Here is a 21,219-nt window from a genome sequence, read left to right on the forward strand (position 1 = left end):
CGTGACCCGCGATCTCCCCGAGGAGCACGACCGCGAGGAGCCGGGCGCAGCGAAACCGCTGTGGCCGGCTCCTTTCGTCGGCTCCCGCCCCGTCCGGTCCTCCCTCACGGTCCCCGGGTCCAAGTCCCTGACCTGCCGCTGGCTCGTGCTGGCCGCCGCGGCGCAGGCTCCGTCCCGGCTGCGCGCCCCGCTGCGCTCCCGGGACACCGAGCTCATGGCCCAGGCCCTGCGCGAGCTGGGCGCAGGGGTCGAGGACGCACCGGGACAGGGCGACTTCGGCGACGACTGGGTCGTCACGCCGATCCCCTTCGAGCAGCTGCGCAGGACCGCGGCGGATCGCGGCGGCGAGCTCCCCGAGCGCCGGATCGACTGCGGTCTGGCGGGGACCGTCATGCGCTTCGTCCCGGCCCTGGCCGCGCTCGTTCCGGGACGCACCGTGTTCGACGGCGATGCCGCGGCCCTGCGCCGCCCCATGGGCCCCGTCATCGAGGCGCTGCGCGGCCTGGGCACGGAGGTCCAGGAGCTCGGCGAGCCGGGCCGGCTGCCGTTCGCCGTGATCGGACGGGCGGCGGTGCCCGGCGGCGAGCTGAGCATCGACGCCTCCGTGTCCTCCCAGTTCGTCTCGGCCCTGCTGCTGGTGGCCGCCCGCTTCGACCGCGGCCTGCGCCTGCGCCATGACTCGCCCGGCGGCGAGGGGGTCCCGTCCATGCCGCACGTGGAGATGACCCTCGCATCGCTGCGGCGCTCCGGCGTGGCGGCAGAAGCCGCCCGGCCCGCGTCGTGGTCCGTGCCCCCCGGCCCGATCGGCGCGGTCGATCTGGCGGTCGAGCAGGACCTCTCCAATGCCGGGCCGTTCCTGGCCGCCGCCGTCGTCACCGGCGGCACGGTGTCGATCCCCCGCTGGCCGCTGCGCACCACTCAGGGCGGGGCCCGCTGGCGCGAGATCCTCCCGTCCTTCGGCGCCTCGGCGGAGCTCGCGGAGGATCGGGGCGGCGAGCTGGGCACGTTCACGGTCACCGGCCCGCGGGCCGTGCGCGGCGTGGACCTGGACCTGTCCGAGGCCGGGGAGCTGGCCCCCACGGTCGCGGCGATCTGCGCGACGGCCGACTCCCCGTCGGTCCTGCGCGGGATCGCACATCTGCGCGGCCATGAGACGGACCGGCTGGTCGCCCTCGTCGCCGAGATCCGCCGTCTCGGCGGTCGGGCGCAGGAGACCGACGACGGCCTGCGGATCGAGCCCGCCCCGCTGCATGCCGCCGTCCTCCGCTCCTACGAGGACCACCGCATGGCCACCGCGGGCGCGGTGCTCGGGCTGGTCGTGGACGGCGTGCAGGTCGAGGACATCGGCACGACCGCCAAGACGCTGCCGCAGTTCCCCCAGCTGTGGGCCGACATGGTCACCGATTCGCTCCTGGGGACGGGCTCGCAGCCCGCGGTCCCTCGAGGTCGCGATGCATCCGCGCCCGGGACCGCCTCGTCCTCTGCCCCCGCCGACGGGCGCACGAGCCCGCAGGACGATCGTGGCGCGCGCTGATCGGGGCACCAGGTCCTGGACCGAGCTCGACGAGTCCGACGTCCGGGTCCGGGCCAACAAGAAGGGCTCCCGGCCGCGCACCAAGGAGCGCCCGTCGTACGACCACGCCGTGACCGGACGCATCGTGTCCGTGGACCGCGGCCGGTGCACGGCCGTCGTCGACGAGTCGGGCGATGACGAGCGCCTCGTCACGGCCGTGCGCGCCAAGCAGCTGCGCCGCACGCCGATCGTCGCCGGGGACCTGGTCGGCCTGGTGGGCGACACGTCCGGCGGCACCGACACCCTGGCTCGGCTCGTGCGGCTCGAGGAGCGCTCGAGCCTGCTGCGCCGCAGCGCCGATGACACCGACCCCGTCGAGCGTGTGGTCGTGGCCAATGCGGATCGGCTCGTGATCGTGGTGGCCGCGGCCCACCCCGAGCCGCGCACGGGCTTCATCGACCGCTCGCTCGTGGCCGCCTACGACGCCGGCATCGAGCCGCTGCTGATCGTCACCAAGACCGATCTGCAGGACCCCGCGCCCCTCATCGAGCACTACGGGGCTCTCGACCTCGCCGTCCTGACCTCCGGGGCGGCCGGGTCCGCCGAGGCGCGCGACGACTCCCTTCCCCTGGACCCCGGGATGGTCGAGGTCCTGCGCGAGCAGCTGCTCGGCCGGGTCTCCGTGATGCTCGGGCACTCCGGCGTGGGCAAGTCCACCCTCGTCAATGCGCTGACGGGAGCCGACCGCGCGACCGGCGGCGTGAACGCCGTGACCGGGCGGGGGCGGCACACGTCGTCGTCGGCCCTGGCGCTGCGCATCCCGGAATCCCCCGCGGGCACGTGGATCATCGACACGCCCGGGGTGCGCTCCTTCGGACTCGCCCATGTGGAGCCGGACCGGATCGTCGAGGCCTTCGACGAGCTCGCCCCCGCCATCGCCGAGTGCCCCAAGGGATGCACCCACCTCGCGGACGCCCCGGGCTGCGCCCTGGATGCATGGGTGGCCGAGGGGCGGGCAGGCGATGCCGGGGCCGAGCGGCTCGACTCGCTGCGCCGCCTGCTCGGAGCGGGACACGAGGCGGAGTCGGACGCCAAGGCCCTGGGCGGCTGACCCTCGGCTAGCCTGGGGCGCATGCGCCCTCAAGGTTCCTACACCGACGACCTCCGCCTCGCCCACGTGCTCGCCGACTCGGTCGACGCCCTCACGATGGGCCGCTTCAGGTCCCAGGACCTGCAGGTCGACACCAAGCCCGATCTGACCCCCGTGACGGACGCCGATCGCGATGCCGAGCGCCTCATCCGCGCGCAGCTGGCCCGGGTGCGCAATCGCGACTCCGTGCTCGGCGAGGAGTTCGGGACGACCGGCTCCGGTCCCCGGCAGTGGGTCGTGGACCCGATCGACGGCACCAAGAACTTCGTGCGCGGCGTGCCGGTGTGGGCCACGCTGATCGCGCTGATCGACGACGGCGTCCCCGTCGTCGGCATGGTCTCGGCGCCGGCCCTGCAGCGGCGCTGGTGGGCCGGAGCCGGGACCGGGGCGTGGGCCGGACGCTCGCTGGCCAAGGCGGAGCGGCTCGGCGTCTCCCGCGTGGACCGGCTCGAGGACGCATCGCTGTCGTACTCCTCGCTCAGCGGCTGGAGGCAGCGCGGCCGCCGCGAGGACTTCCTGGAGCTCACCGACCGGGTCTGGCGCACGCGCGCCTACGGCGACTTCTGGTCGTACTGCCTCGTGGCCGAGGGCACCGTGGACCTGGCGGCCGAGCCCGAGCTGAACCTCTACGACATGGCGGCCCTGGTGCCCATCGTCGAGGAGGCGGGCGGGCGCTTCACCGGTCTCGACGGCGCCCCCGGCCCGTTCGGCGGCGATGCCGCTGCCAGCAACGGGCTGCTCCACGACCAGATGCTGGAGCTGATCGGGAGCTGACGCCCCTATCGGCCCGGGCACGACGAGGGGCCGAGGCATCGCGCCTCGGCCCCTCGTGCTGCCTGTGGTCGCCGCTCAGGACGTGGTCTGCTCGAGCTGCTGGTCCATGCCGTCGTCGATGCACTGCTCGAAGTCGGCCTGGTCCTGGGTCGTCATCTCCGAGTTGGAGAGGGTGTCGAAGCAGGCGCGCAGGTCCGGGTCGCTGAAGATCTGGGCCATGCCGGCCCCGAGGATCAGGGTGAAGACCAGCATGAGCGCGTTGAGCAGCAGGGCGATGCCGTTGAGGATCACGCCCGCGATGCCGAAGCCCTTGCCGGCCCGGGCCCTGGAGGCCCGCACCAGAGCGATGATCGAGAGGATGAGGCCGATGATCGCGGTGATGATGAACAGCCCGAGCAGCCAGCACAGCAGCAGGCTGATGATGCCCAGCACCAGACCGGCGATGCCCATGCCGCGTCCGTCCTTGACGCTGCCGCGAGGCTGGTAGCCGCCCTGGGTGTACGGGTCCTGGTTCTGCATCCCGGCGCCCCCGTACGGCGACGGCTGATAACCGCCGCCGCTCTGGGCCTGCTGGTAGCCGCTCTGCGCCTGCTGGGAGCCGAAGCCGACGGGCCGGCCGTAGGAGTCGCGTCCGGCTCCCGACTCCGCCCCGACCCGGGCGTCGTCCCGGCGGCCGTACTGGGGGATCCCGCCCTGCTGCGCCTCGGAGCCCTGGGCCGCGCCGTCGGAGGACCGCACGCCGTAGCGAGGGGCGTCCTGGCTCGCGTCGTGCGACGGGCCCTGGGGGCCGCCGTCGCGGGCGGCCTCGCCGCCGGACCACGGCGACGACTGGTCACTGTTCTGGGGCGGCTGATAGCTCACGGTCTCCTCCTGGGGAAGCATGGGGGTCCTCGGTCCGGATCCCATCATCCCATACCCGCTGCGGCGCCCCGTCGGGCCGGGGGCCCCTGCACGCAGATGCGGCAGGGCCCGCAGCGCATGCGCTGCGGGCCCTGCCGTGGTCCTCCCGGCCGCGGGACGCTCGGCTGCGCAGAGCGCCCCGGCGGGCCGGAGGGGATCATCACCTGCGCACGGAGGACGAGCCGCCGGCGGAGCCGGGCCCGGTCGTGCGGGAGAGCCGGTAGTCGATCCGGTTGTCGACGCGCGAGTCCACCTTGTCGCCGAACGCGGTGTCGAAGTCCTTCGAGATCCGCTCGGTGACCCGGGTGTAGCGAGCGTCCAGCTCCTCCTGCTCCTTCTTCTTCAGGTCCACGTTCATCGCCCGGACGGTGGCCCAGGCCATGCCCAGCAGGATGATGCTGAACGGCAGAGCCGTCGCCAGAGCCGCCGACTGGATGGCGGCCAGGCCGCCGGCCAGCAGCAGACCCGCTGCGATGAGGCCCTCGAGCACCGAGAACATGACGCGCGACCAGATCGGCGGGTTCGGGTGGCCGCCGGAGGCCAGCATGTCGACCACCAGCGAGCCGGAGTCCGAGGACGTGATGAAGAAGATCGCGACGACGACGATCGCCAGCACGGACAGGATCCCGCCCAGCGGCAGGCCGGAGAGGAGGTTGAACAGCGACTCCTCGGCGATCACGCCCTCCTCCGGGTCCACGAGGTCCGCGTCGCCGAAGATCTCGTTGTAGAGACCGGCGCCGCCCATGACAGAGAACCAGAAGAAGCCGACGATCGTGGGGACCAGCAGCACGCCGCTCACGAACTGGCGCACGGTGCGCCCGCGGGAGATGCGGGCGATGAAGACGCCGACGAACGGCGCCCAGGAGACCCACCAGCCCCAGTAGAAGATGGTCCAGGTCGAGCCCCAGGTGGCCCCTGCCTCGCCCTCGTAGGCGCCGACGTCGAACGTCATGTTCAGCACGTTCGCCAGGTAGACGCCGATGGACTGGATGAAGTTCTGGAAGATGAACAGGGTCGGGCCCAGCAGCAGCACCGAGATCAGCAGGACCGCGGCCAGGGACAGGTTGATGTTCGACAGCCACTTGATGCCCTTGCCCAGGCCGCTGACGACGGATGCCGTGGCCAGCAGGGTGATCACGACGATCAGGATGATCAGCAGCGTGAGATCGGCATTGTCCACGACGCCCATGGCCACCAGGCCGGCGCCGATCTGCTGGACGCCCAGGCCCAGCGACGTCGCCACGCCGGCGACCGTGCCGAAGATGGCGAGGATGTCGATGATGTCGCCCATCCAGCCCTGCACGCGCTTCTCGCCGAGCAGCGGCTCGAGGGCCCAGCGGATGGAGACCGGGCGGCCGCGGCGGTGGATCGCGTAGGCCAAGGCCAGCCCGATCACGGCGTAGGTGGCCCACGGGTGCAGGCCCCAGTGCACGAAGGTCTGCGCCATGCCGAGCTGCGCGAGCTCGGCGGTGTCGCCCTCCCAGCCCGGCTTGGGGTCGGAGGTCGCGTACGTCAGCGGCTCGGCCACGCCGTAGAAGAGCAGGCCGACGCCCATGCCCGCGGCGAAGAGCATGCAGAACCAGGACAGCCAGGAGAACTCCGGCTCCTCGTCATCGCGTCCCAGCTTGATCCGCCCGTACTTGGAGAAGCACATGAACAGGGCGAACACGACGAAGATCGCCATCACCAGCATGTAGAACCAGCTGAGGTGGGTGACGATCCAGTTCTGGGTGCCGGTCAGGACCGTGTCGGTGAAGCCCGGGAAGATGATCGCGATCAGGGACACGGCCAGGACGACGATCAGCGCGGGCCAGAACACGGCGGGCGCCACGCTGCCCTTGCCCAGCCGCACGCCCTGGTTCCTCAGCTTCTCCGCGATCTGGTCGTCGCTGTCCGAGTCGGCGATCTGGTGCTGCGGACGCAGGTGCGAATCGAGCGGGTCGGGCGGCGGTGCGTCGTGCTGCTGCCCGGCAGCGGTATGTGTCTCCTCGGTCGAGTGAGCCATGCATTCCTTCCCCGCCGCCGCACGGGCCGTCTGCGACATGGGGGGCGCGACAGCGGTTTGGCAGGCGAGTCTCAGAGAATCATCAGTTGGGGTGCCGTACCAGGGAAACACCTCCGAGCCGGAATGTCAGGTCGCCAGGCCATGATCTGGGACGCATATACGTGAGAAGTCACACAGATGTCGCCCGCCGCAATGAGAAGCGCCCCCGGACCCGGAGGTCCGAGGGCGCTCGCGGCCGCTTCCGGGAGATCGTCCCGGGGCGGCGGAGGGTGGAGATGGGGGGAATTGAACCCCCGTCCGGTGCAGTGTCTTCCGTACTTCTCCGGGCGCAGTGTGCTGTGGATTTTCTCAGCCCTGGTCCTATAGCACACCTATGACCAACAGGCTCAGTCGCGTGAATGTTCACCAGCCGTCCGCGACGAACGACTGCAGCAGTGGCCTTCTAGCTGATGCCAGACACCGGGGCGAAGGCGGCCTCGGGCTGACAGACTGCTATCGCTGAATCAGGCAGCGAGAGCGAAGTCAGTGCGCTTGGATTCGGCACTTATTGGTTTGCACAGGACATTAACGAGATGACTGTGCGTTCTCGGCCCGCTTCTCCGGAGTCGACTCACACCGTCGAAACCGATCATCCCCGTATGCGGTTGTCAACCAGCTCCGGCCCGGCACCCGGAGGCGCCGTCGCCGGACATGACAGTCTACGCCGCCCCGGCCCGGACGACAACACCCCGCACCCCGTCGGCCGCCGGAGACGGGGTGCGAGCTGAGCGCCGTCACGGCTCAGCGCATGTTGCGGTAGCGCATGGCGCGCTCGGCCTCGCGCTTGTCCTGGGCCTCGCGCAGAGCCTGGCGCTTGTCGAACTCCCGCTTGCCGCGGGCCACGCCGATCTCGACCTTGACCCGCTTGCCGTCGCGGAAGTACAGGCTCAGCGGCACGATCGTGAACCCGGTCTCGCGGGTCTTCTGCTCGATCTTGGCCAGCTCGGCGGCATGCAGCAGCAGCTTCCGGCGGCGCTTGGCCGAGTGGTTGGTCCAGGAGCCCTGCAGGTACTCCGGGATGTTCACGTTCTCGAGCCACAGCTCGCCGCGGCGGTCGAAGCCGCAGTAGCCGTCCGACAGCGTCGCCCGGCCCATCCGCAGCGACTTCACCTCGGTGCCCATGAGGGCCAGACCGGCCTCGTAGGTGTCGAGGATCTCGTAGTCGTGCCGGGCCTTCTTGTTGTTGGCGACGATCTCCCGGCCGTCGTCGTTCTGCTTCTTCTTCTTGGTCGCCATGCGGCGGTATCACCCCTCGGACGGATCCGGCGTGGCGCCTGCGCGCCAGCGGATGCCTGCGTCCACGAAATCGTCGATCTGGCCGTCGAACACGGACGAGGGATTGCCCTCCTCGTGGTTCGTGCGCAGGTCCTTGACCATCTGGTACGGGTTCAGGACGTAGGAGCGCATCTGATCGCCCCACGACGCCTTAACGTCGCCGGCGAGCTCCTTCTTCTTGGCGTCCTCCTCCTGCTTGCGCTGCAGCAGCAGCCGGGACTGCAGGACCCGCAGCGCGGCCGCGCGGTTCTGGATCTGCGACTTCTCGTTCTGCATGGACACCACGATGCCGGTGGGGATGTGGGTCATGCGCACCGCCGAGTCCGTCGTGTTCACGGACTGCCCGCCGGGGCCCGACGAGCGGAAGACGTCGACCTTGAGGTCGTTCTCCGGGATCTCGACGGTGTCGTCCGACTCGATCAGCGGGATGACCTCGACGGCCGCGAACGACGTCTGCCGGCGCCCCTGGTTGTCGAACGGCGAGATGCGCACCAGGCGGTGCGTCCCGGCCTCGACGGACATGGTGCCGAACGCGTAGGGCGTCTTGACCTCGAAGGTCGCCGACTTGAGCCCGGCCTCCTCGGCATAGGAGGTGTCCAGGACCTTCGTGGCGTAGCCGTGGCGCTCGGCCCAGCGCAGGTACATGCGCATGAGGATCTCGGCGAAGTCCGCGGCATCGACGCCGCCGGCGCCCGCGCGGATGGTCACGACAGCATCGCGCTCGTCGTACTCGCCCGAGAGCAGGGTGGTGATCTCGAGCTGCTGCAGGTCCCTGCGGACCGCCACGAGCTCCTCGTCGGCGAGCTCGAGGGTCTCGGCGTCGTCCTCCTCCGCGGCGAGCTGCACCATCACCTCGATGTCCTGGATGCGCTCGGCGAGCGCATCCAGCCGCTTGAGCTGCGACTGCTTGTGCGAGAGCCGCGAGGTCAGCTTCTGGGCGCCCTCGACGTCGTCCCAGAGGTCGGGAGCGGCCGCCTGCTCGTTGAGCTGCGCCACCTCAGCGCGCAGGGCGTCGATGTCGACGACCTCGGTGATGGACGAGTAGGTGGCGCGCAGGGAGCTGATCTCCGTGGGAAAGTCTGTGGTGGCCATGACGACACAGCCTAGTTCATGCCCGCATCCCTCCGCCCTCCTCCCCCGGGCCCCGACGCCCGCGGAACGGGCCGGCGCCGACGGCGACTTCCCGCCCCGAGAGCGCAGACAGCGCGGGCCGGACGCGCCACAATGGACCCGGCGGATCCGCCCCGCCGGCCCCATGACCCGAGGAGCTCGCATGCCCGCCTTTTCGATCAACCCGTTCAAGCTGGTCGAGAACCTGCTGGACTCCGACGGCAAGCACCTGGGCCGCAAGGGAGAGGTGGTCGACGACATGATCGACCTGCGGCGGAAGATCGACGCCTACGAGTCCGGCACGGACACCTGGGAGATCTGGTCCCAGGTCACGCGGGAGAAGATCCAGTGGGCGCGCGTGGACATCGTGCCGACCTACATCGTCGACCGGATCGACGCGGTCCTGGAGATCATCGACCCCCGCCGCGGCGAGGACTGGCGGGACCGGGACATCGCCCTGGCCACCCTGGACCGCCTGGTCACGGACCAGATCCGGATCAACACCTGCCCCGACGCCGGCCTGCGCCAGATCAAGCAGCTCAGGTACTGGCGCGACGGGCAGTGGAAGCGCTACCCGCTGCGCGCCGAGTCCTCGCGGCTGCCCGAGAGCTGAGCACAGCGCCGCCCGTCACCCCGCGGGCGACGACGGGTAGCGCCGGCGGGCGAATCGACGCAGGTCCTGTGCCAGCGACTCCAGCGCGGCGGCCGCATGATGCTGCGCGACCCAGGCCGCGTGCAGGCGGATCGTGACGGGCTCCCCGCGCTCGTCGCGGATCCCCAGGGGGACCAGGCCGAAGCGCGGGTCGTCGCTGAGCACGCAGATCCCGCGGCCCGAGGCCGCGAGCGCCTGGGCGATCACGGGCGAGCCGACCTCCGCCAGCGGCTCGACCCCCAGGCCGTCGGCCTCGAACGCGGCGTCGAGCCGTCGCCGGGCGTGGAAGGACCGCTCGAGCAGCAGCAGATCGGCCCGGGCCAGCTCCTGCACCGTCACCGCTCCGGCGCCCGCCCATGGATGCCCGGGCGGCGCATAGGCCCACAGACCCAGCTCGGCCACGACGATCGAGGCGAGCCCGGCCGGAGGGGCCAGCGGCGCCACGGCCAGATCGGCCCCGCGCCGCAGCGCGGGATACAGCTCGTCCACGGGGCCCTCGACGACGGAGGCGAGCGGCGCCTCCGGGGACCAGGCGGCCAGCCACGGCGCCAGGACGTCGTCGCGGGTGGTCCCGGCCGCGGCGATCCGCACGCTCTGCAGGGCCCCGGCCGCGGCATCCGCGGCCCCGGCGAGCAGGTCGTCCGCATCCTGCAGCAGCTCCCGGATGCGGGGCAGCAGCTGCCGGCCCGCCGCCGTCAGGCGCATCCGGGGCCCATCCCGGTCGAAGAGCCGCACCCGCAGCCGCCGCTCGAGCTGCTGGATCTGGCGGCTGGCGGCCGGCTGGCCGATGCCCAGCCTCGCCGCTCCGGCCGTCACCGTGCCGGTCTCGGCCACGGCGATCAGGCACCTCAGCGCACGCAGCTCCACGTCCCCACCCCGCTATTCCGTTCGAGCATGATGATCATCGAGAACCGGTATTGGACAGCATAGGCCGGGTGCCGGAAGGTGGTCTCCATCACCGGTCCTCGCACGGCCGCGCTCCCCTGCCGGAGCGCGGCCGCCGGGACCAGCACCGACGAGTCGTTCAGGGAGCAGTCATGACCATCCCGCAGAAGCGCGAGCTGCGCACCGCCATCCCCGGCCCCAGGAGCCAGGAGCTGCATCAGCGCACCAAGCAGGCGGTCTCCGCCGGCGTGGGCGTCGGGCTCCCGGTCTACGTCGAGAAGGCCGGCGGCGGGATCGTCGTCGACGTCGACGGCAATCAGCTGATCGACCTCGGCTCCGGCATCGCCGTGACCTCGGTGGGGGCCTCCGCCCAGCGGGTCGTCGAGCGCGCCCAGGCCCAGCTCGAGGACTTCACCCACACGTGCTTCATGGTCACGCCGTACGAGGAGTACACGCAGGTCGCGGAGAAGCTCAACGAGGTGACCCCGGGCGATCACGAGAAGCGCACCGCGCTGTTCAACTCGGGCGCCGAGGCCGTGGAGAACGCGATCAAGATCGCCCGCCACCACACCGGGCGCACCGCCGTGATCGCGTTCGACCACGCGTACCACGGGCGCACGAACCTCACGATGGCCCTGACCGCCAAGAACATGCCGTACAAGGACGGCTTCGGCCCGTTCGCCTCGGACATCCACCGGATGCCGATGGCCTACCCGTACCGCTGGACCGGCGATGCCGAGACCATGGCCGAGGACGCCTTCGAGGCCTTCGCGAGCGCGGTCAGCGCGCAGGTGGGGGCCAAGAACGTCGCCGCCGTGATCATCGAGCCCATCCAGGGCGAGGGCGGGTTCATCGTCCCGCCCGAGGGCTGGCTGGCGAAGATCGCGGCGTGGTGCCGCGACAACGGCATCGTGTTCATCGCCGACGAGGTCCAGACCGGCTTCTGCCGCACGGGCGACTGGTTCGCGTGCGAGCACGAGGGCGTGGTCCCGGACCTGATCACGACCGCCAAGGGCATCGCCGGCGGCCTGCCGCTGTCGGCCGTGACGGGCCGGGCCGAGATCATGGATGCCGTGCACGCCTCCGGACTGGGCGGCACCTACGGCGGCAACCCGGTGGCCTGCGCCGCCGCCCTCGGCTCGATCGAGACCATGGAGCAGGAGGACCTGCCCGCCCGCGCCCGCGAGATCGAGGCGATCTTCACGCAGCGCCTGGGCCGCCTCGCCGAGGCCCACGACTGCATCGGCGAGGTCCGCGGCCGCGGCGCCATGATGGCCGTCGAGATCGTGAAGCCCGGCACGACGACCCCGGATGCCGAGCTGACCAAGGCTGTCAACGCGGCCTGCCACGCCGCCGGCGTCATCACCCTCACCGCCGGCACGTACGGCAACGTCCTGCGCTTCCTCCCGCCGCTGGTGATCGGCGACGACCTCCTGCAGGAGGCCCTGGACGTGCTCGACGAGGCGTTCGCCGCGAACGCGTGAGGCGGCCGGGGCGAGAGGAGGAGCGCATGCGGCTCGCGGTGCTGCAGGACCGGGCGATCGTCAACGACGTGGCGGCCAATCTCGGCACGGTGCTCGAGGCCATGGAGCGGGCCGCCGCGCAGGGCGCCGACGTGCTGGTGACCCCCGAGCTCTTCCTGACCGGCTACGCGCCGCGGGCCGTGCGCGCCGCGGCCGATCCCCAGGAGATCGCCCGTGCCCGCGAGCGCGTCCGCCGCGCGGCCGCCGACCTCGGGATCGCGGTGGTCGTGAGCCATCCGCACGCCGCGGACGGGGACGACTGGCGCATCCGCGCCACGCTGATCGGCGCCGACGGCGAGGTGCTGCTCGACTACGACAAGGTGCATCTGTTCGGCGGGGACGAGGCCGCGTCCTTCGTCCCGGCCGACCAGGCGCCGCAGGTCGTGGACCTGCTGGGGGTCCCCACCGCGATCGTGATCTGCTTCGACGTCGAGTTCCCCGAGATCGTGCGGGCGGCCGCGGTGGCCGGCGCCGAGGTGGTCCTGGTGCCCACGGCCATGTCCGAGGGCTACCCGGAGGTCTCCGAGGTGCTGCTGCGGGCCCGGGCGCTGGAGAACCACGCGATCGTCGCCTACTCGAATCACGCCGGTGCGGAGGACGGGATCCGCTACGACGGGCGCAGCGTCATCGCCGGGCCGCACGGCCGCGACCTGGCCCGCGCGGGCGAGGAGCCCGAGCTGATCGTCGCGGACCTCGACCTCGAGGACCTGCGCCGGGCCCGGGACCAGATCCCCTATCTCGACCGGCGTCGGCCCGATCTCTACACCCGGTGGGAGCGCGGCTGAGGTCGGGCCCCGCCGGGCGGGCCGGCCGCGTCGTCGGCGAAGCGCAGCGCGACCCACAGGTCCGTGCGCACGGACATGTCCGTCAGGTCCAGGCCGAGCTCGTGCTCGATGGCCTCGATCTGGCGCCGGACCGTGTTGCGGTGCAGGTCGAGGTCGCGGGCCGCGGCCTCCCAGACCCCGCCGCGGGCCAGCCACGCGGACAGCACGCGCCGCTGCTCGGCCGCCGCGGGCGTCGGCTCGAGCAGCGGGCCGAGCAGCTCGCGGGCCAGGGCCGCACCCGCCCGGGGCCCGAGGAGGGAGGCGACGCTCAGCGGCTGCTCCCCCACCCGGAGGCTGCGATCGCTGCGCCGCAGCTGATCCCGCACGGCCCGCACCTGTGCAGCGGCCTCCCGCAGACGGCCCGCATCGACCGGGTCCCCGATGGCCAGCAGCCAGTCGCGGCGCCTGGCCTCGGCCACGGCTCCCGCCGAGGGGTCGACCCGGGTGATGGCCGTGAACCCCTCGCCGTCGGGGACCACCAGAGGCGTGTCGAGCAGGTGGCCCCAGAACGATGCCGCGACGGCACCCCCGGCCCGCTCCCGCGGCAGGCCCATGACGACCCGCAGCCGTGACCCGTCCGCCGCACCCGCGCTGCGCAGGATCAGCGGATCCGGCGCGGCGCCGTCGGCCTCCGGGGCACGCAGGAGCATCCGGGCCGCGAGCTCTCCGACGGCCTCCGCCCGGCCCTGGCGCCGACGCTGCAGCACCTCGAGCACCGTGACGGCCGCGCGCACCGTTCCCGCCGCGGACGGAGCCAGCGGCTGTCCCGACCCGGCTGCGAGGACGCCCACGGTGTCGCCGCCGGCGGCACGCAGCGGATGGGCCTCCACGACCGGGGCGTCGAGCCCCTCGAAGCGCGCGATCTCCAGCCGAGCGCCGGTGCCTCCCAGCACCCGCTCGACCAGAGGGGCGAGCTGATCGGAGGAGGCCGGGCTGCTCCCGGCACGCACCTGCCCGTCCGCTCCGAGCAGCACGGCCCAGTCCACTCCGCCGCGCGCCAGCGCCGCGACGACGCCGTGCTCCGGGCGCTCGCTCAGGGAGGCCGCGAGCAGCCGTCGGGTGCTGTCGTGCAGGTCGCGCAGCACCCGGGCCCGGGCCGACTCCATGAGCTGGGCGAAGACCAGGCCGATGGCCGCGAAGGAGACCTCGGGCGGGACCTCGAACAGCCCCAGTCCGTGGCGCCGGCAGGCCGCCAGCACGCCGGCGGGAGTCCGGTCGTGATGCGGCGCCAGGCCGATGCCCAGGGCCCGGACCTCGGCCCGGGCCAGCGAGGCGACGTAGCGATCCGCCGCGGTCTCGTCCGCGATCTGCGGCTCGCCGCCGTCCTGCGCCGGCGAGCGGAACGGCATGCCCGAGGTGAGCAGCACCTCCCCGGGGACCAGGAACGGCACCGGGTCGTCGAGCTCGCTCGGCCCGACCCACGTGACGACGGCCCCGCCGCGCCCGGGATGCAGCACGCGCACCGAGGCCGGCAGAGCACGCAGCAGACCGTCCAGCGTCACGGCGACGAGCGGGGACTCGAACGATGAGCCCATGGAACCGACCTCCTGATGCGGACTGCCCTGACATGCTCGCGGCCGGCCCGCGGGCCGGTCTGCGCGACCGGCCCGTGACGCGTCGCGGCCACCCGAGATCCGGGCCGCACGCCACCGGCTATGGTGCAGATCGCCCTCGGACGACGGATCTCACGACAGATCATCCCACCATGAGATGCGGGTCACGTCCCTAGAGTGGCACTCGATCCGCCGGAGAAGGGAATCCCCATGGCCGATGCACCAGCCGAGCGCCTGCCGCTCGGAGACCAGCTGCGCCGCCGCAAGCCGCTGCCGCTGTTCCGCCGCGAGAGCGGAGCCGACGAGGAGGGCAATGAGCTCGCGCGCACCTTCGGCGTGCTCCAGCTGACGATGATCAGCATCGGCGCGACCCTGGGCACCGGCATCCTGGTGATCCTCGGCGAGTCCGTGCCGATGGCCGGGCCCGCCGTGTGGATCTCCTTCGTCATCGCCGGCTTCGCCGCGCTGCTGTCCGCGCTGTCCTATGCCGAGCTCGCCGGCCGCGTCCCGGTCTCCGGATCGAGCTACTCGTACTCGTTCGCGACCATGGGCGAGGGACTGGCCTGGGTGTGCGGCTGGTGCCTGGTGCTGGAGTACGCGGTCTCCGTGGCCGCCGTGGCCGTCGGCTCGAGCCAGTACGTCAACGAGACGCTGGCCGACTTCGGCGCCTCGCTGCCCGAGGCCCTCACCGGCGCGCCCTCCGAGGGCGGGGTCATCAACCTCCCCGCCGTCCTCGTGGTCGTCTTCGCCACGATCCTGCTGGTGCGCGGGGCTCGCGAGTCCTCGCTGACCAACGTCGTGATGGTCCTGATCAAAATCGCGATCCTGGTCTTCTTCATCATCGTGGCCTTCACGGCCTTCGACTCCGGGAACTTCGAGCCCCTGCTGCCCATGGGCATCAGCGGCGTGACCGGTGCGGCCGCCGTCGTCTTCTTCTCCTACATCGGCTTCGACGCCGCCTCGACCGCCGGCGAGGAGGCCCGCAACCCCAAGCGGGACCTGCCGCGCTCGATCGTGATCTCCATGGTGGTCATCACGGCCCTCTACGTCCTGGTGGCCGTCGCGGCCGTCGGCGCCCGCCCCTGGCAGTGGTTCGAGGGCTCCGAGGCCCCGCTGGTGCACATCCTCGACGAGATCACCGGCTCCCGCTGGCCCGGCCTCCTCTTCGCCGTCTCCTCCGTGGTCGCGATCGTCTCCGTGGTGCTGACCGTGCTCTACGGCCAGACCCGCATCCTGATGTCGATGTCCCGCGACGGGATGGTCCCGCAGATCTTCCAGCGCGTCTCCCCGCGCACCGCCACGCCGGTGGCCAACACGCTGATCGTCGGCGGGGCCGTGGCCGTGACCGCAGGGCTGATCCCGCTGGGCGAGCTCGCCAACGCGACGAGCATCGGCGCCCTCTTCGCCTTCATGCTGGTGAACATCTCCGTGATCCTGCTGCGCCGGCGCGAGCCCATGAGCCGTGACAGCTTCCGCCTGCCCCTGTTCCCCCTGACCCCCGTCCTGGGCGCCCTCATCTGCGCTGCGCTGATGACCCAGCTCAGCGGCGTGACCTGGATCGTGTTCCTGCTCTGGATGGCCGTGGGGATCGCGATCTACCTGGCCTACAGCCGCCGGCACTCCCTGGTGGGGCGCATGCCCGAGGACGAGTACCGCGCGCTCATGGCCGAGCCCCACCCCGCCACCGGACCCATCGACTACGCCGCCGCCGACGGCCCCTCCCAGATCGGCGCACCGCGCCGCCGCGACCAGGAAGGACGAGATTCGTGACCACTGCCACCGAGCACCCGATGGAGGGCGGCGATCCGCGCCCCCTGACCATGCTGAACCCGGACTTCCCGTTCAGCTACGACCACTACCTGCAGCATCCCGCGGGTCTGGGCCGGGTCCCCGAGGACATGCACGGCACCGAGGTCGCCGTGATCGGCGCCGGGCTCTCCGGGCTGATCACCGCCTACGAGCTCATGAAGCTCGGCCTGCGCCCCGTCGTCTACGAGGCCGGTCAGATCGGCGGGCGCCTCAAGACCGCCGGCTTCGACGCCGCCCCCGAGGTCGTGGCGGATCTGGGCGGCATGCGCTTCCCCGTCTCGGGGCGCGCGCTCTACCACTACATCGACCTGGTCGGCCTCGAGACCGAGGCGTTCCCGAACCCGCTGTCCGACGTCACGCCGTCGACGGTGATCGAGCTCGGCGGGCAGGCGCACTACGCCCGCACGCCCGACGAGCTGCCCGAGTTCTTCGACGAGGTGGCCCGCGCCTGGCAGTCCGCGATCGACGACGACGCGGCGGCCGAGCGCATGAAGGACGCGATCCGCGACCGGGACACCGCGCGGATCAAGGAGATCTGGAACGAGCTGCTCCCCCGCATGGACGAGCAGACCTTCTACGGCTTCATCGCCGGGTCGAAGGCCTTCAAGGAGGCCGGCTTCGCCCACCGCGAGGCCTTCGGGCAGGTCGGCTTCGGAACGGGCGGCTGGGACACCGACTTCCCGAACTCCATCCTGGAGATCCTCCGCGTCGTCTACACCGATGCCGACGACGGCCACCGCCGCATCCTCGGCGGCGCGCAGCAGCTGCCCGAGCGGCTGTGGCGCCACGTCCCGGGGCAGCTCGTGCACTGGCCGGCAGGCACGAGCCTGCAGTCGCTGCACGGCGGCGCGCCCGCCGGCACCGTCAGCGCGATCCGCCGCGACGAGACCACGGGCGAGCTCGAGGTCACCGAGCGCTGGGGCCGCACGCGCCGCTTCGCGGCCGTCGTGACCTCGTGCCAGTCGTGGCTGCTCTCCACCCGGATCGACACCCAGGAGTCGCTGTTCCCCGCCCCCATGTGGACCGCCCTGGAGCGCTCGCACTACATGCAGTCCTCCAAGACGTTCGTCATGGTCGATCGCCCCTTCTGGAAGGACGTCGACCCGCAGACGGGCCGCGACACCCTGTCCATGACGCTCACGGACCGGCTCAACCGCGCGACCTACCTCCTCGACGACGGCGACGACAAGCCCGCTGTGATCCTGCTGTCGTACACCTGGAACGACGACGCCATGAAGTGGCTCTCGCTGGATGCCGACGAGCGCGTGGAGCTGATGCTGCATTCGCTCAAGCAGATCTACCCGGACGTCGACATCGCCGGGCACATCGTGGGGCAGCCGATCACGGTCTCGTGGGAGTCCGATCCCAACTTCATGGGCGCGTTCAAGGCCAATCTGCCGGGGCACTACCGCTACCAGCGGCGCCTGTTCACCCACTTCAAGCAGGACGACCTGCCGGAGCACCAGCGCGGGATCTTCCTGGCCGGCGACGACATCTCGTGGACGGCCGGCTGGGCCGAGGGCGCCGTGCAGACCGCGCTGAACGCGGCCTGGGGCGTCGTGCGCCACCTCGGCGGCTCCTCCGCCACCGAGAACCCCGGCCCGGGCGACCTGCTCGACGAGTACGGCCCCATTGCCCTGGACTGAACCGCCCTGCACCCACCACAGGAAGGACCTGTCATGGATCATCCCCGCGTCAACGAGAACGGCCGCATCGGCCCCGTCAACGCCGCTCTGACCCCGCGCTACGCCGGGCTGGGCACCTTCGCCCGCCTGCCCCGGATCGAGGACGTCGATCACGCCGACGTCGCCGTGGTCGGCATGCCCTTCGACACCGGCGTCTCCTACCGCCCCGGTGCTCGCTTCGGGGCCACGCACGTGCGGGAGTCCTCGCGGCTGCTGCGGCCGTTCAACCCGGCCCAGTCGGTGTCCCCCTTCGCCGCCAAGCAGGTGGCCGACGCCGGCGACGTGGCCATCAACGCCTTCGACATCGAGGACGGGTTGCGCGCCGCACAGGAGGCCGCGGCCTCATTCCTGGCCGACGACACCTCGATCATCACGATCGGCGGCGACCACACCCTGGCCCTGCCGCTGCTGCGGGCCCACGCGAAGAAGCACGGCCCCGTGGCCCTGCTGCACTTCGACGCCCACCTGGACACGTGGGACACGTACTTCGGGGCCGAGTACACCCACGGCACCCCGTTCCGCCGGGCCTTCGAGGAGGGCCTGCTGGACACCGACGCGCTGTGCCACGTGGGGACCCGCGGCCCCCTCTACGGCACGCAGGACCTCGACGACGACTCCCGCTTCGGCTTCGGCATCGTGACCAGCAACGACGTGATGCGCATGGGCCCCGACGAGGTCGTGGCCATGCTGCGCCGGAGGGTGGGCGATCGCCCGCTCTACGTGTCGCTGGACATCGACGTGCTGGATCCGGCGCACGCCCCGGGCACGGGCACCCCCGAGCCGGGCGGCATGACCTCGCGCGAGCTGCTCGAGATCCTGCGCGGGCTGCGAGGGCTGAACCTGATCGGCGCCGACGTCGTCGAGGTCTCCCCGCCCTACGACCACGCCGAGCTCACCGGGCTCGCCGCGGCCCACGTGGTCTACGAGTTCATGTCGCTGCTCGCGCTCGGCGCCGGCGCCGAGAAGGGAGGGCCGGCCTACGGGGAGTCCGGCAATGTCTACGGCGGCTGAGCCGACCGGCCGGGCGCAGGCGCACCGCCTCGCCCGGCCGGACCTATCCTGGGGTCGTCGCAGCACCGCGAGATCGAAGGAGAGCGCCGCATGTCCGTCGTGAAGATCAACGTCCTCAGCGTCCCGGAGGGCGCCGGCCCCGAGCTCGAGAAGCGCTTCGCCGCGCGGAAGCACTCGGTCGACGGCGCTGACGGCTTCGAGGGCTTCGAGCTGCTGCGCCCCACCGCCGGGGAGTCCCGCTACTTCGTGGTGACCCGCTGGCGCGACGAGGAGTCCTTCGAGGCGTGGCGCTCCCAGCGGCAGCCGTCGCACGAGAGCACCGGCCGGCAGCCCGTGAGCTCGCAGGCCGAGCTGCTCGAGTTCGAGGTCGTGGACCTCGACGCCTGAGCGCGCCCCGGACGTGATCCGGATCGCAAGGTTCATATCGATTCGATCTCATTAGCAGCGGCCGCGCCCGATCCAGCAGTGCATCGGGCTCGGCCGTCGTATCGTGCTCGCGTCATCGCGCCCTTCCCGGGCGCAGCCCCGATGCAGCACGGAGCCTCGCGCAGCCATGAGCTCAGCCCTCGCGCCCTCGAGGCCGACGGCCGCGGCGCCGCCGGCCTCGAGGGCACCGCACTTCCCCGTCCTGGATATGGTCCGAGCGGCGGCCATCGTCCTGGTGGTCGCCTACCACCTGGCGCCCGCGACGGTGCCGTCGGGGTTCCTCGGCGTCGATCTGTTCTTCGTGCTCTCGGGATTCCTCATCACCCGCGGCCTGCTCGGGCGCATCGCCCGGGAGCGGCCGGGAGCGCAGGACGGCTCGCGCGGCGTCGGCGGCTTCCTGCGGGAGTTCTACCTCAAGCGGCTGCGCCGCCTCTTCCCGGCCTTCGCGGTCATGCTCGTGACGGTGTGCTCCCTGGCGCTGGCCGCCCCGCCCGATGCCCGGGTCATGCTGGGCCGGCAGGTCGCCGGCGCGCTGACCTCGACCGCCAACTGGGTCCAGCTGGCCACGGGCGCCACGTACTTCGACGACGGCGCCCCGCAGCTGCTCAAGCACATGTGGTCGCTGGCCGTCGAGGAGCAGTTCTACCTCGTCTGGCCGCTCGTGCTGCTCCTGCTGGCCGGCGCCTTCCGCCGCGGCAGCCGCCCGAGGCTGTCGCTGCCCGTCGCCGCGGCCCGGTTCGCACTGGCCGGCGCTGTGTCCTCGGCCGTCGCCATGGCCGTGGTCCTCCTGCTCACCGGCGACCACGACCAGGCGCACCTCAACACCCTGACCCACGCCGGCGGACTGCTGCTGGGGGCCTTCGTGGCCGCGATGCCGCGCTCCGGCCCGGCTGTGTCCGCGGCCGGCCGGCGGGCCCCCGTCCTGATCGCGCTGGCGGTCATGCTCGCGGGTCTCGTCGTGCTGCGGGACACATCGCCGCTGCCCCAGCTGGGCGGCATCTTCGTCTTCACCCTGGCCGCGGCCGTCGTGGTGCGCTGGGGCACGACGGGGGCGGCCGCCGAGGCCCGGCCGCCCGAGCTGCTCATGGCGCCGGTGCGCTGGCTCGCTCAGCGCTCCTACGCGCTCTACCTGTGGCACTGGCCGCTGATCGTGCTCGTGCAGGCCTGGCTGCCCGACCGCAGCGGCGGCGCGATCGAGCCGGGTCTGTTCTGGGCCCGCGCGGGCCTCGTGATCGGCGGCAGCGCCCTGGCCGCCGAGCTGTCCTTCCGCTGGGTCGAGACACCGGTGCTGCGGCGCGGCTTCCGGGGTGCGCTCGGCGAGCTCCGGCGGCGCGGGCGCGGCCTGCTGATCGCAGGGGTCGTGTCGGCGGCCCTGCTCGTGGCGCTGACCGGGTACGCGGTGGCCACGGCGCCGACGCAGACCCAGCAGCAGCAGCGGCTCGAGGCGCTGCAGCACGACCTGGAGGACGCCTCCGCCGACAGCTCCGCAGAGAACGGGGACCGGTCGCCGGATCCCGTCCCGGGAGAGTCCGCCGAGCCTGCCCCGGGCCCCGGGGCCCAGGGGGCCGATGACCACGGCGCCCCCGCGGACGAGGCGCAGGACGGCGTCGTGGTCATCGGCGACTCCGTGACGGTGGCTGCCTCGCCCGAGGTGCTCGAGGCGCATCCGGGCGCGGTGATCGACGCCGAGGTCGGGCAGCAGATGAGCACGGCCGAGGGCACCGTGCGGACCCTGGCCTCGCAGGATCGGCTGAAGCGCACCGTCGTGCTGGCTCTCGGGACCAACGGCTCCTTCACCGAGGACGAGCTCGATGCCGCGGTGCGCGCCGCCGGCCCCGGACATCGCTTCGTCCTCGTGACCCCGTACGGCGATCGGCCCTGGATCCCCGGCGCGGCCCAGGTCATGCGCGACTACGCGGCCGCGCATCCGGACAGCGTCCGCGTGGCGGCATGGGACGAGGCGGCCGAGGACGTCCCGGACATGGCGCCCGACGGCGTCCACCCCGGCCGGCAGGGGGCCGAGGTGTGGGCCGAGACGGTCGACGCCGCGATCCACGGGTTCGACGGCTGAGGCACTGCCCCCCC

At 72.2% G+C, this 21,219-nt stretch carries 17 protein-coding genes and 1 other RNA gene; 11 read left to right on the forward strand and 7 right to left on the reverse strand.

Annotation, left to right across the window (positions count from 1 at the left end; translation table 11 throughout):
• The first annotated feature begins 1 nt into the window (after position 1).
• Genes aroA through hisN form a run of 3 tightly spaced genes read left to right on the forward strand, consistent with a single transcriptional unit; the run spans position 2 to position 3,437 of the window.
• Entirely contained in the window at positions 2–1,534 is a 1,533-nt protein-coding gene (gene aroA / locus FSY66_RS05720; protein ID WP_144792077.1) for a 3-phosphoshikimate 1-carboxyvinyltransferase, read from the forward strand.
• Positions 1,521–2,624, forward strand: coding sequence for a ribosome small subunit-dependent GTPase A (rsgA, locus tag FSY66_RS05725; protein WP_260853494.1), 1,104 nt, complete (start codon positions 1,521–1,523; stop codon positions 2,622–2,624). The genes aroA and rsgA overlap by 14 nt, the downstream gene beginning before the upstream one ends.
• A gap of 21 nt (positions 2,625–2,645) precedes the next feature.
• Positions 2,646–3,437, forward strand: a complete 792-nt coding sequence (gene hisN, locus FSY66_RS05730) for a histidinol-phosphatase (RefSeq protein WP_144792081.1) — start codon at positions 2,646–2,648, stop codon at positions 3,435–3,437.
• A 75-nt stretch (positions 3,438–3,512) separates the two neighbouring features.
• Here hisN and FSY66_RS05735 read toward each other — a convergent pair whose 3' ends face one another.
• The 5 genes from FSY66_RS05735 to prfB all read right to left on the reverse strand — a co-directional run bounded on the left by FSY66_RS05735 (position 3,513) and on the right by prfB (position 8,748).
• Positions 3,513–4,319 carry a DUF4190 domain-containing protein gene (locus tag FSY66_RS05735; protein WP_186304435.1) on the reverse strand — a complete coding sequence of 269 codons (807 nt, stop codon included), beginning with the start codon at positions 4,317–4,319 and terminating at the stop codon, positions 3,513–3,515.
• 178 nt (positions 4,320–4,497) lie between these two features.
• Positions 4,498–6,342 carry a BCCT family transporter gene (locus tag FSY66_RS05740; RefSeq protein WP_144792086.1) on the reverse strand — a complete coding sequence of 615 codons (1,845 nt, stop codon included), beginning with the start codon at positions 6,340–6,342 and terminating at the stop codon, positions 4,498–4,500.
• Between the two features lie 267 nt (positions 6,343–6,609).
• Positions 6,610–6,978, reverse strand: a transfer-messenger RNA (tmRNA) gene (gene ssrA, locus FSY66_RS05745).
• Positions 6,979–7,122: 144 nt separating this feature from the next.
• Positions 7,123–7,617, reverse strand: coding sequence for an SsrA-binding protein SmpB (smpB, locus tag FSY66_RS05750; protein WP_144792088.1), 495 nt, complete (start codon positions 7,615–7,617; stop codon positions 7,123–7,125).
• 9 nt (positions 7,618–7,626) lie between these two features.
• A complete protein-coding gene (prfB, locus tag FSY66_RS05755; protein WP_144792090.1) occupies positions 7,627–8,748 on the reverse strand; it encodes a peptide chain release factor 2 in 1,122 nt (373 codons plus the stop codon).
• A gap of 181 nt (positions 8,749–8,929) precedes the next feature.
• Between prfB and FSY66_RS12540 the strand changes: the two genes are divergently transcribed.
• The gene (locus FSY66_RS12540) at positions 8,930–9,379 is read left to right on the forward strand and encodes a hypothetical protein (RefSeq protein ID WP_186304437.1); all 450 of its coding nucleotides are present in this window, start codon (positions 8,930–8,932) and stop codon (positions 9,377–9,379) included.
• A gap of 15 nt (positions 9,380–9,394) precedes the next feature.
• Here the strand turns inward: FSY66_RS12540 and FSY66_RS05760 are convergent, their stop codons facing one another.
• Positions 9,395–10,252: a LysR family transcriptional regulator gene (locus FSY66_RS05760; RefSeq protein WP_260853495.1), complete on the reverse strand. Its 858-nt coding sequence runs from the start codon at positions 10,250–10,252 to the stop codon at positions 9,395–9,397.
• A 203-nt stretch (positions 10,253–10,455) separates the two neighbouring features.
• On the opposite strand from FSY66_RS05760, the gene gabT reads away from it, so the two are divergent.
• Entirely contained in the window at positions 10,456–11,787 is a 1,332-nt protein-coding gene (gene gabT / locus FSY66_RS05765) for a 4-aminobutyrate--2-oxoglutarate transaminase (RefSeq protein WP_144792099.1), read from the forward strand.
• A 26-nt stretch (positions 11,788–11,813) separates the two neighbouring features.
• On the forward strand, positions 11,814–12,611 hold the full coding sequence (locus FSY66_RS05770; protein ID WP_144792101.1) for a nitrilase-related carbon-nitrogen hydrolase: 798 nt from the start codon (positions 11,814–11,816) through the stop codon (positions 12,609–12,611).
• Here the strand turns inward: FSY66_RS05770 and FSY66_RS05775 are convergent.
• Positions 12,587–14,185, reverse strand: coding sequence for a PucR family transcriptional regulator (locus FSY66_RS05775; protein ID WP_144792103.1), 1,599 nt, complete (start codon positions 14,183–14,185; stop codon positions 12,587–12,589). The genes FSY66_RS05770 and FSY66_RS05775 overlap by 25 nt on opposite strands.
• 228 nt (positions 14,186–14,413) lie before the next feature.
• Between FSY66_RS05775 and FSY66_RS05780 the strand changes: the two genes are divergently transcribed.
• The 5 genes from FSY66_RS05780 to FSY66_RS05800 all read left to right on the forward strand — a co-directional run bounded on the left by FSY66_RS05780 (position 14,414) and on the right by FSY66_RS05800 (position 21,205).
• Complete coding sequence (locus FSY66_RS05780) at positions 14,414–15,973, forward strand: APC family permease (RefSeq protein ID WP_144792105.1); 1,560 nt, start codon at positions 14,414–14,416, stop codon at positions 15,971–15,973.
• Positions 15,970–17,658, forward strand: coding sequence for a flavin monoamine oxidase family protein (locus FSY66_RS05785; RefSeq protein ID WP_396350880.1), 1,689 nt, complete (start codon positions 15,970–15,972; stop codon positions 17,656–17,658). Before FSY66_RS05780 ends, FSY66_RS05785 begins: the two co-directional genes overlap by 4 nt.
• Before the next feature lie 33 nt (positions 17,659–17,691).
• A complete protein-coding gene (speB, locus tag FSY66_RS05790; protein WP_144792107.1) occupies positions 17,692–18,708 on the forward strand; it encodes an agmatinase in 1,017 nt (338 codons plus the stop codon).
• A 90-nt stretch (positions 18,709–18,798) separates the two neighbouring features.
• Positions 18,799–19,095, forward strand: a complete 297-nt coding sequence (locus tag FSY66_RS05795; RefSeq protein WP_144792109.1) for an antibiotic biosynthesis monooxygenase family protein — start codon at positions 18,799–18,801, stop codon at positions 19,093–19,095.
• Positions 19,096–19,261: 166 nt separating this feature from the next.
• Entirely contained in the window at positions 19,262–21,205 is a 1,944-nt protein-coding gene (locus tag FSY66_RS05800; protein ID WP_144792111.1) for an acyltransferase family protein, read from the forward strand.
• The last annotated feature ends 14 nt before the right edge of the window (positions 21,206–21,219 follow it).

Source organism: Kocuria palustris, from assembly GCF_007666205.1.
Taxonomy (GTDB): Bacteria; Actinomycetota; Actinomycetes; order Actinomycetales; family Micrococcaceae; genus Kocuria; species Kocuria palustris_A.

Bases quoted from the DNA above. Each gene is read 5' to 3' on its own strand.
- FSY66_RS05735 (WP_186304435.1), bottom strand. From the start codon at position 4,319: ATGCTTCCCCAGGAGGAGACCGTGAGCTATCAGCCGCCCCAGAACAGT.
- FSY66_RS05780 (WP_144792105.1), top strand. From the start codon at position 14,414: ATGGCCGATGCACCAGCCGAGCGCCTGCCGCTCGGAGACCAGCTGCGC.
- hisN (WP_144792081.1), top strand. From the start codon at position 2,646: ATGCGCCCTCAAGGTTCCTACACCGACGACCTCCGCCTCGCCCACGTG.
- gabT (WP_144792099.1), top strand. From the start codon at position 10,456: ATGACCATCCCGCAGAAGCGCGAGCTGCGCACCGCCATCCCCGGCCCC.
- FSY66_RS12540 (WP_186304437.1), top strand. From the start codon at position 8,930: ATGCCCGCCTTTTCGATCAACCCGTTCAAGCTGGTCGAGAACCTGCTG.
- smpB (WP_144792088.1), bottom strand. From the start codon at position 7,617: ATGGCGACCAAGAAGAAGAAGCAGAACGACGACGGCCGGGAGATCGTC.
- FSY66_RS05800 (WP_144792111.1), top strand. From the start codon at position 19,262: ATGAGCTCAGCCCTCGCGCCCTCGAGGCCGACGGCCGCGGCGCCGCCG.
- prfB (WP_144792090.1), bottom strand. From the start codon at position 8,748: ATGGCCACCACAGACTTTCCCACGGAGATCAGCTCCCTGCGCGCCACC.
- speB (WP_144792107.1), top strand. From the start codon at position 17,692: ATGGATCATCCCCGCGTCAACGAGAACGGCCGCATCGGCCCCGTCAAC.
- FSY66_RS05740 (WP_144792086.1), bottom strand. From the start codon at position 6,342: ATGGCTCACTCGACCGAGGAGACACATACCGCTGCCGGGCAGCAGCAC.
- FSY66_RS05795 (WP_144792109.1), top strand. From the start codon at position 18,799: ATGTCCGTCGTGAAGATCAACGTCCTCAGCGTCCCGGAGGGCGCCGGC.
- FSY66_RS05770 (WP_144792101.1), top strand. From the start codon at position 11,814: ATGCGGCTCGCGGTGCTGCAGGACCGGGCGATCGTCAACGACGTGGCG.
- FSY66_RS05775 (WP_144792103.1), bottom strand. From the start codon at position 14,185: ATGGGCTCATCGTTCGAGTCCCCGCTCGTCGCCGTGACGCTGGACGGT.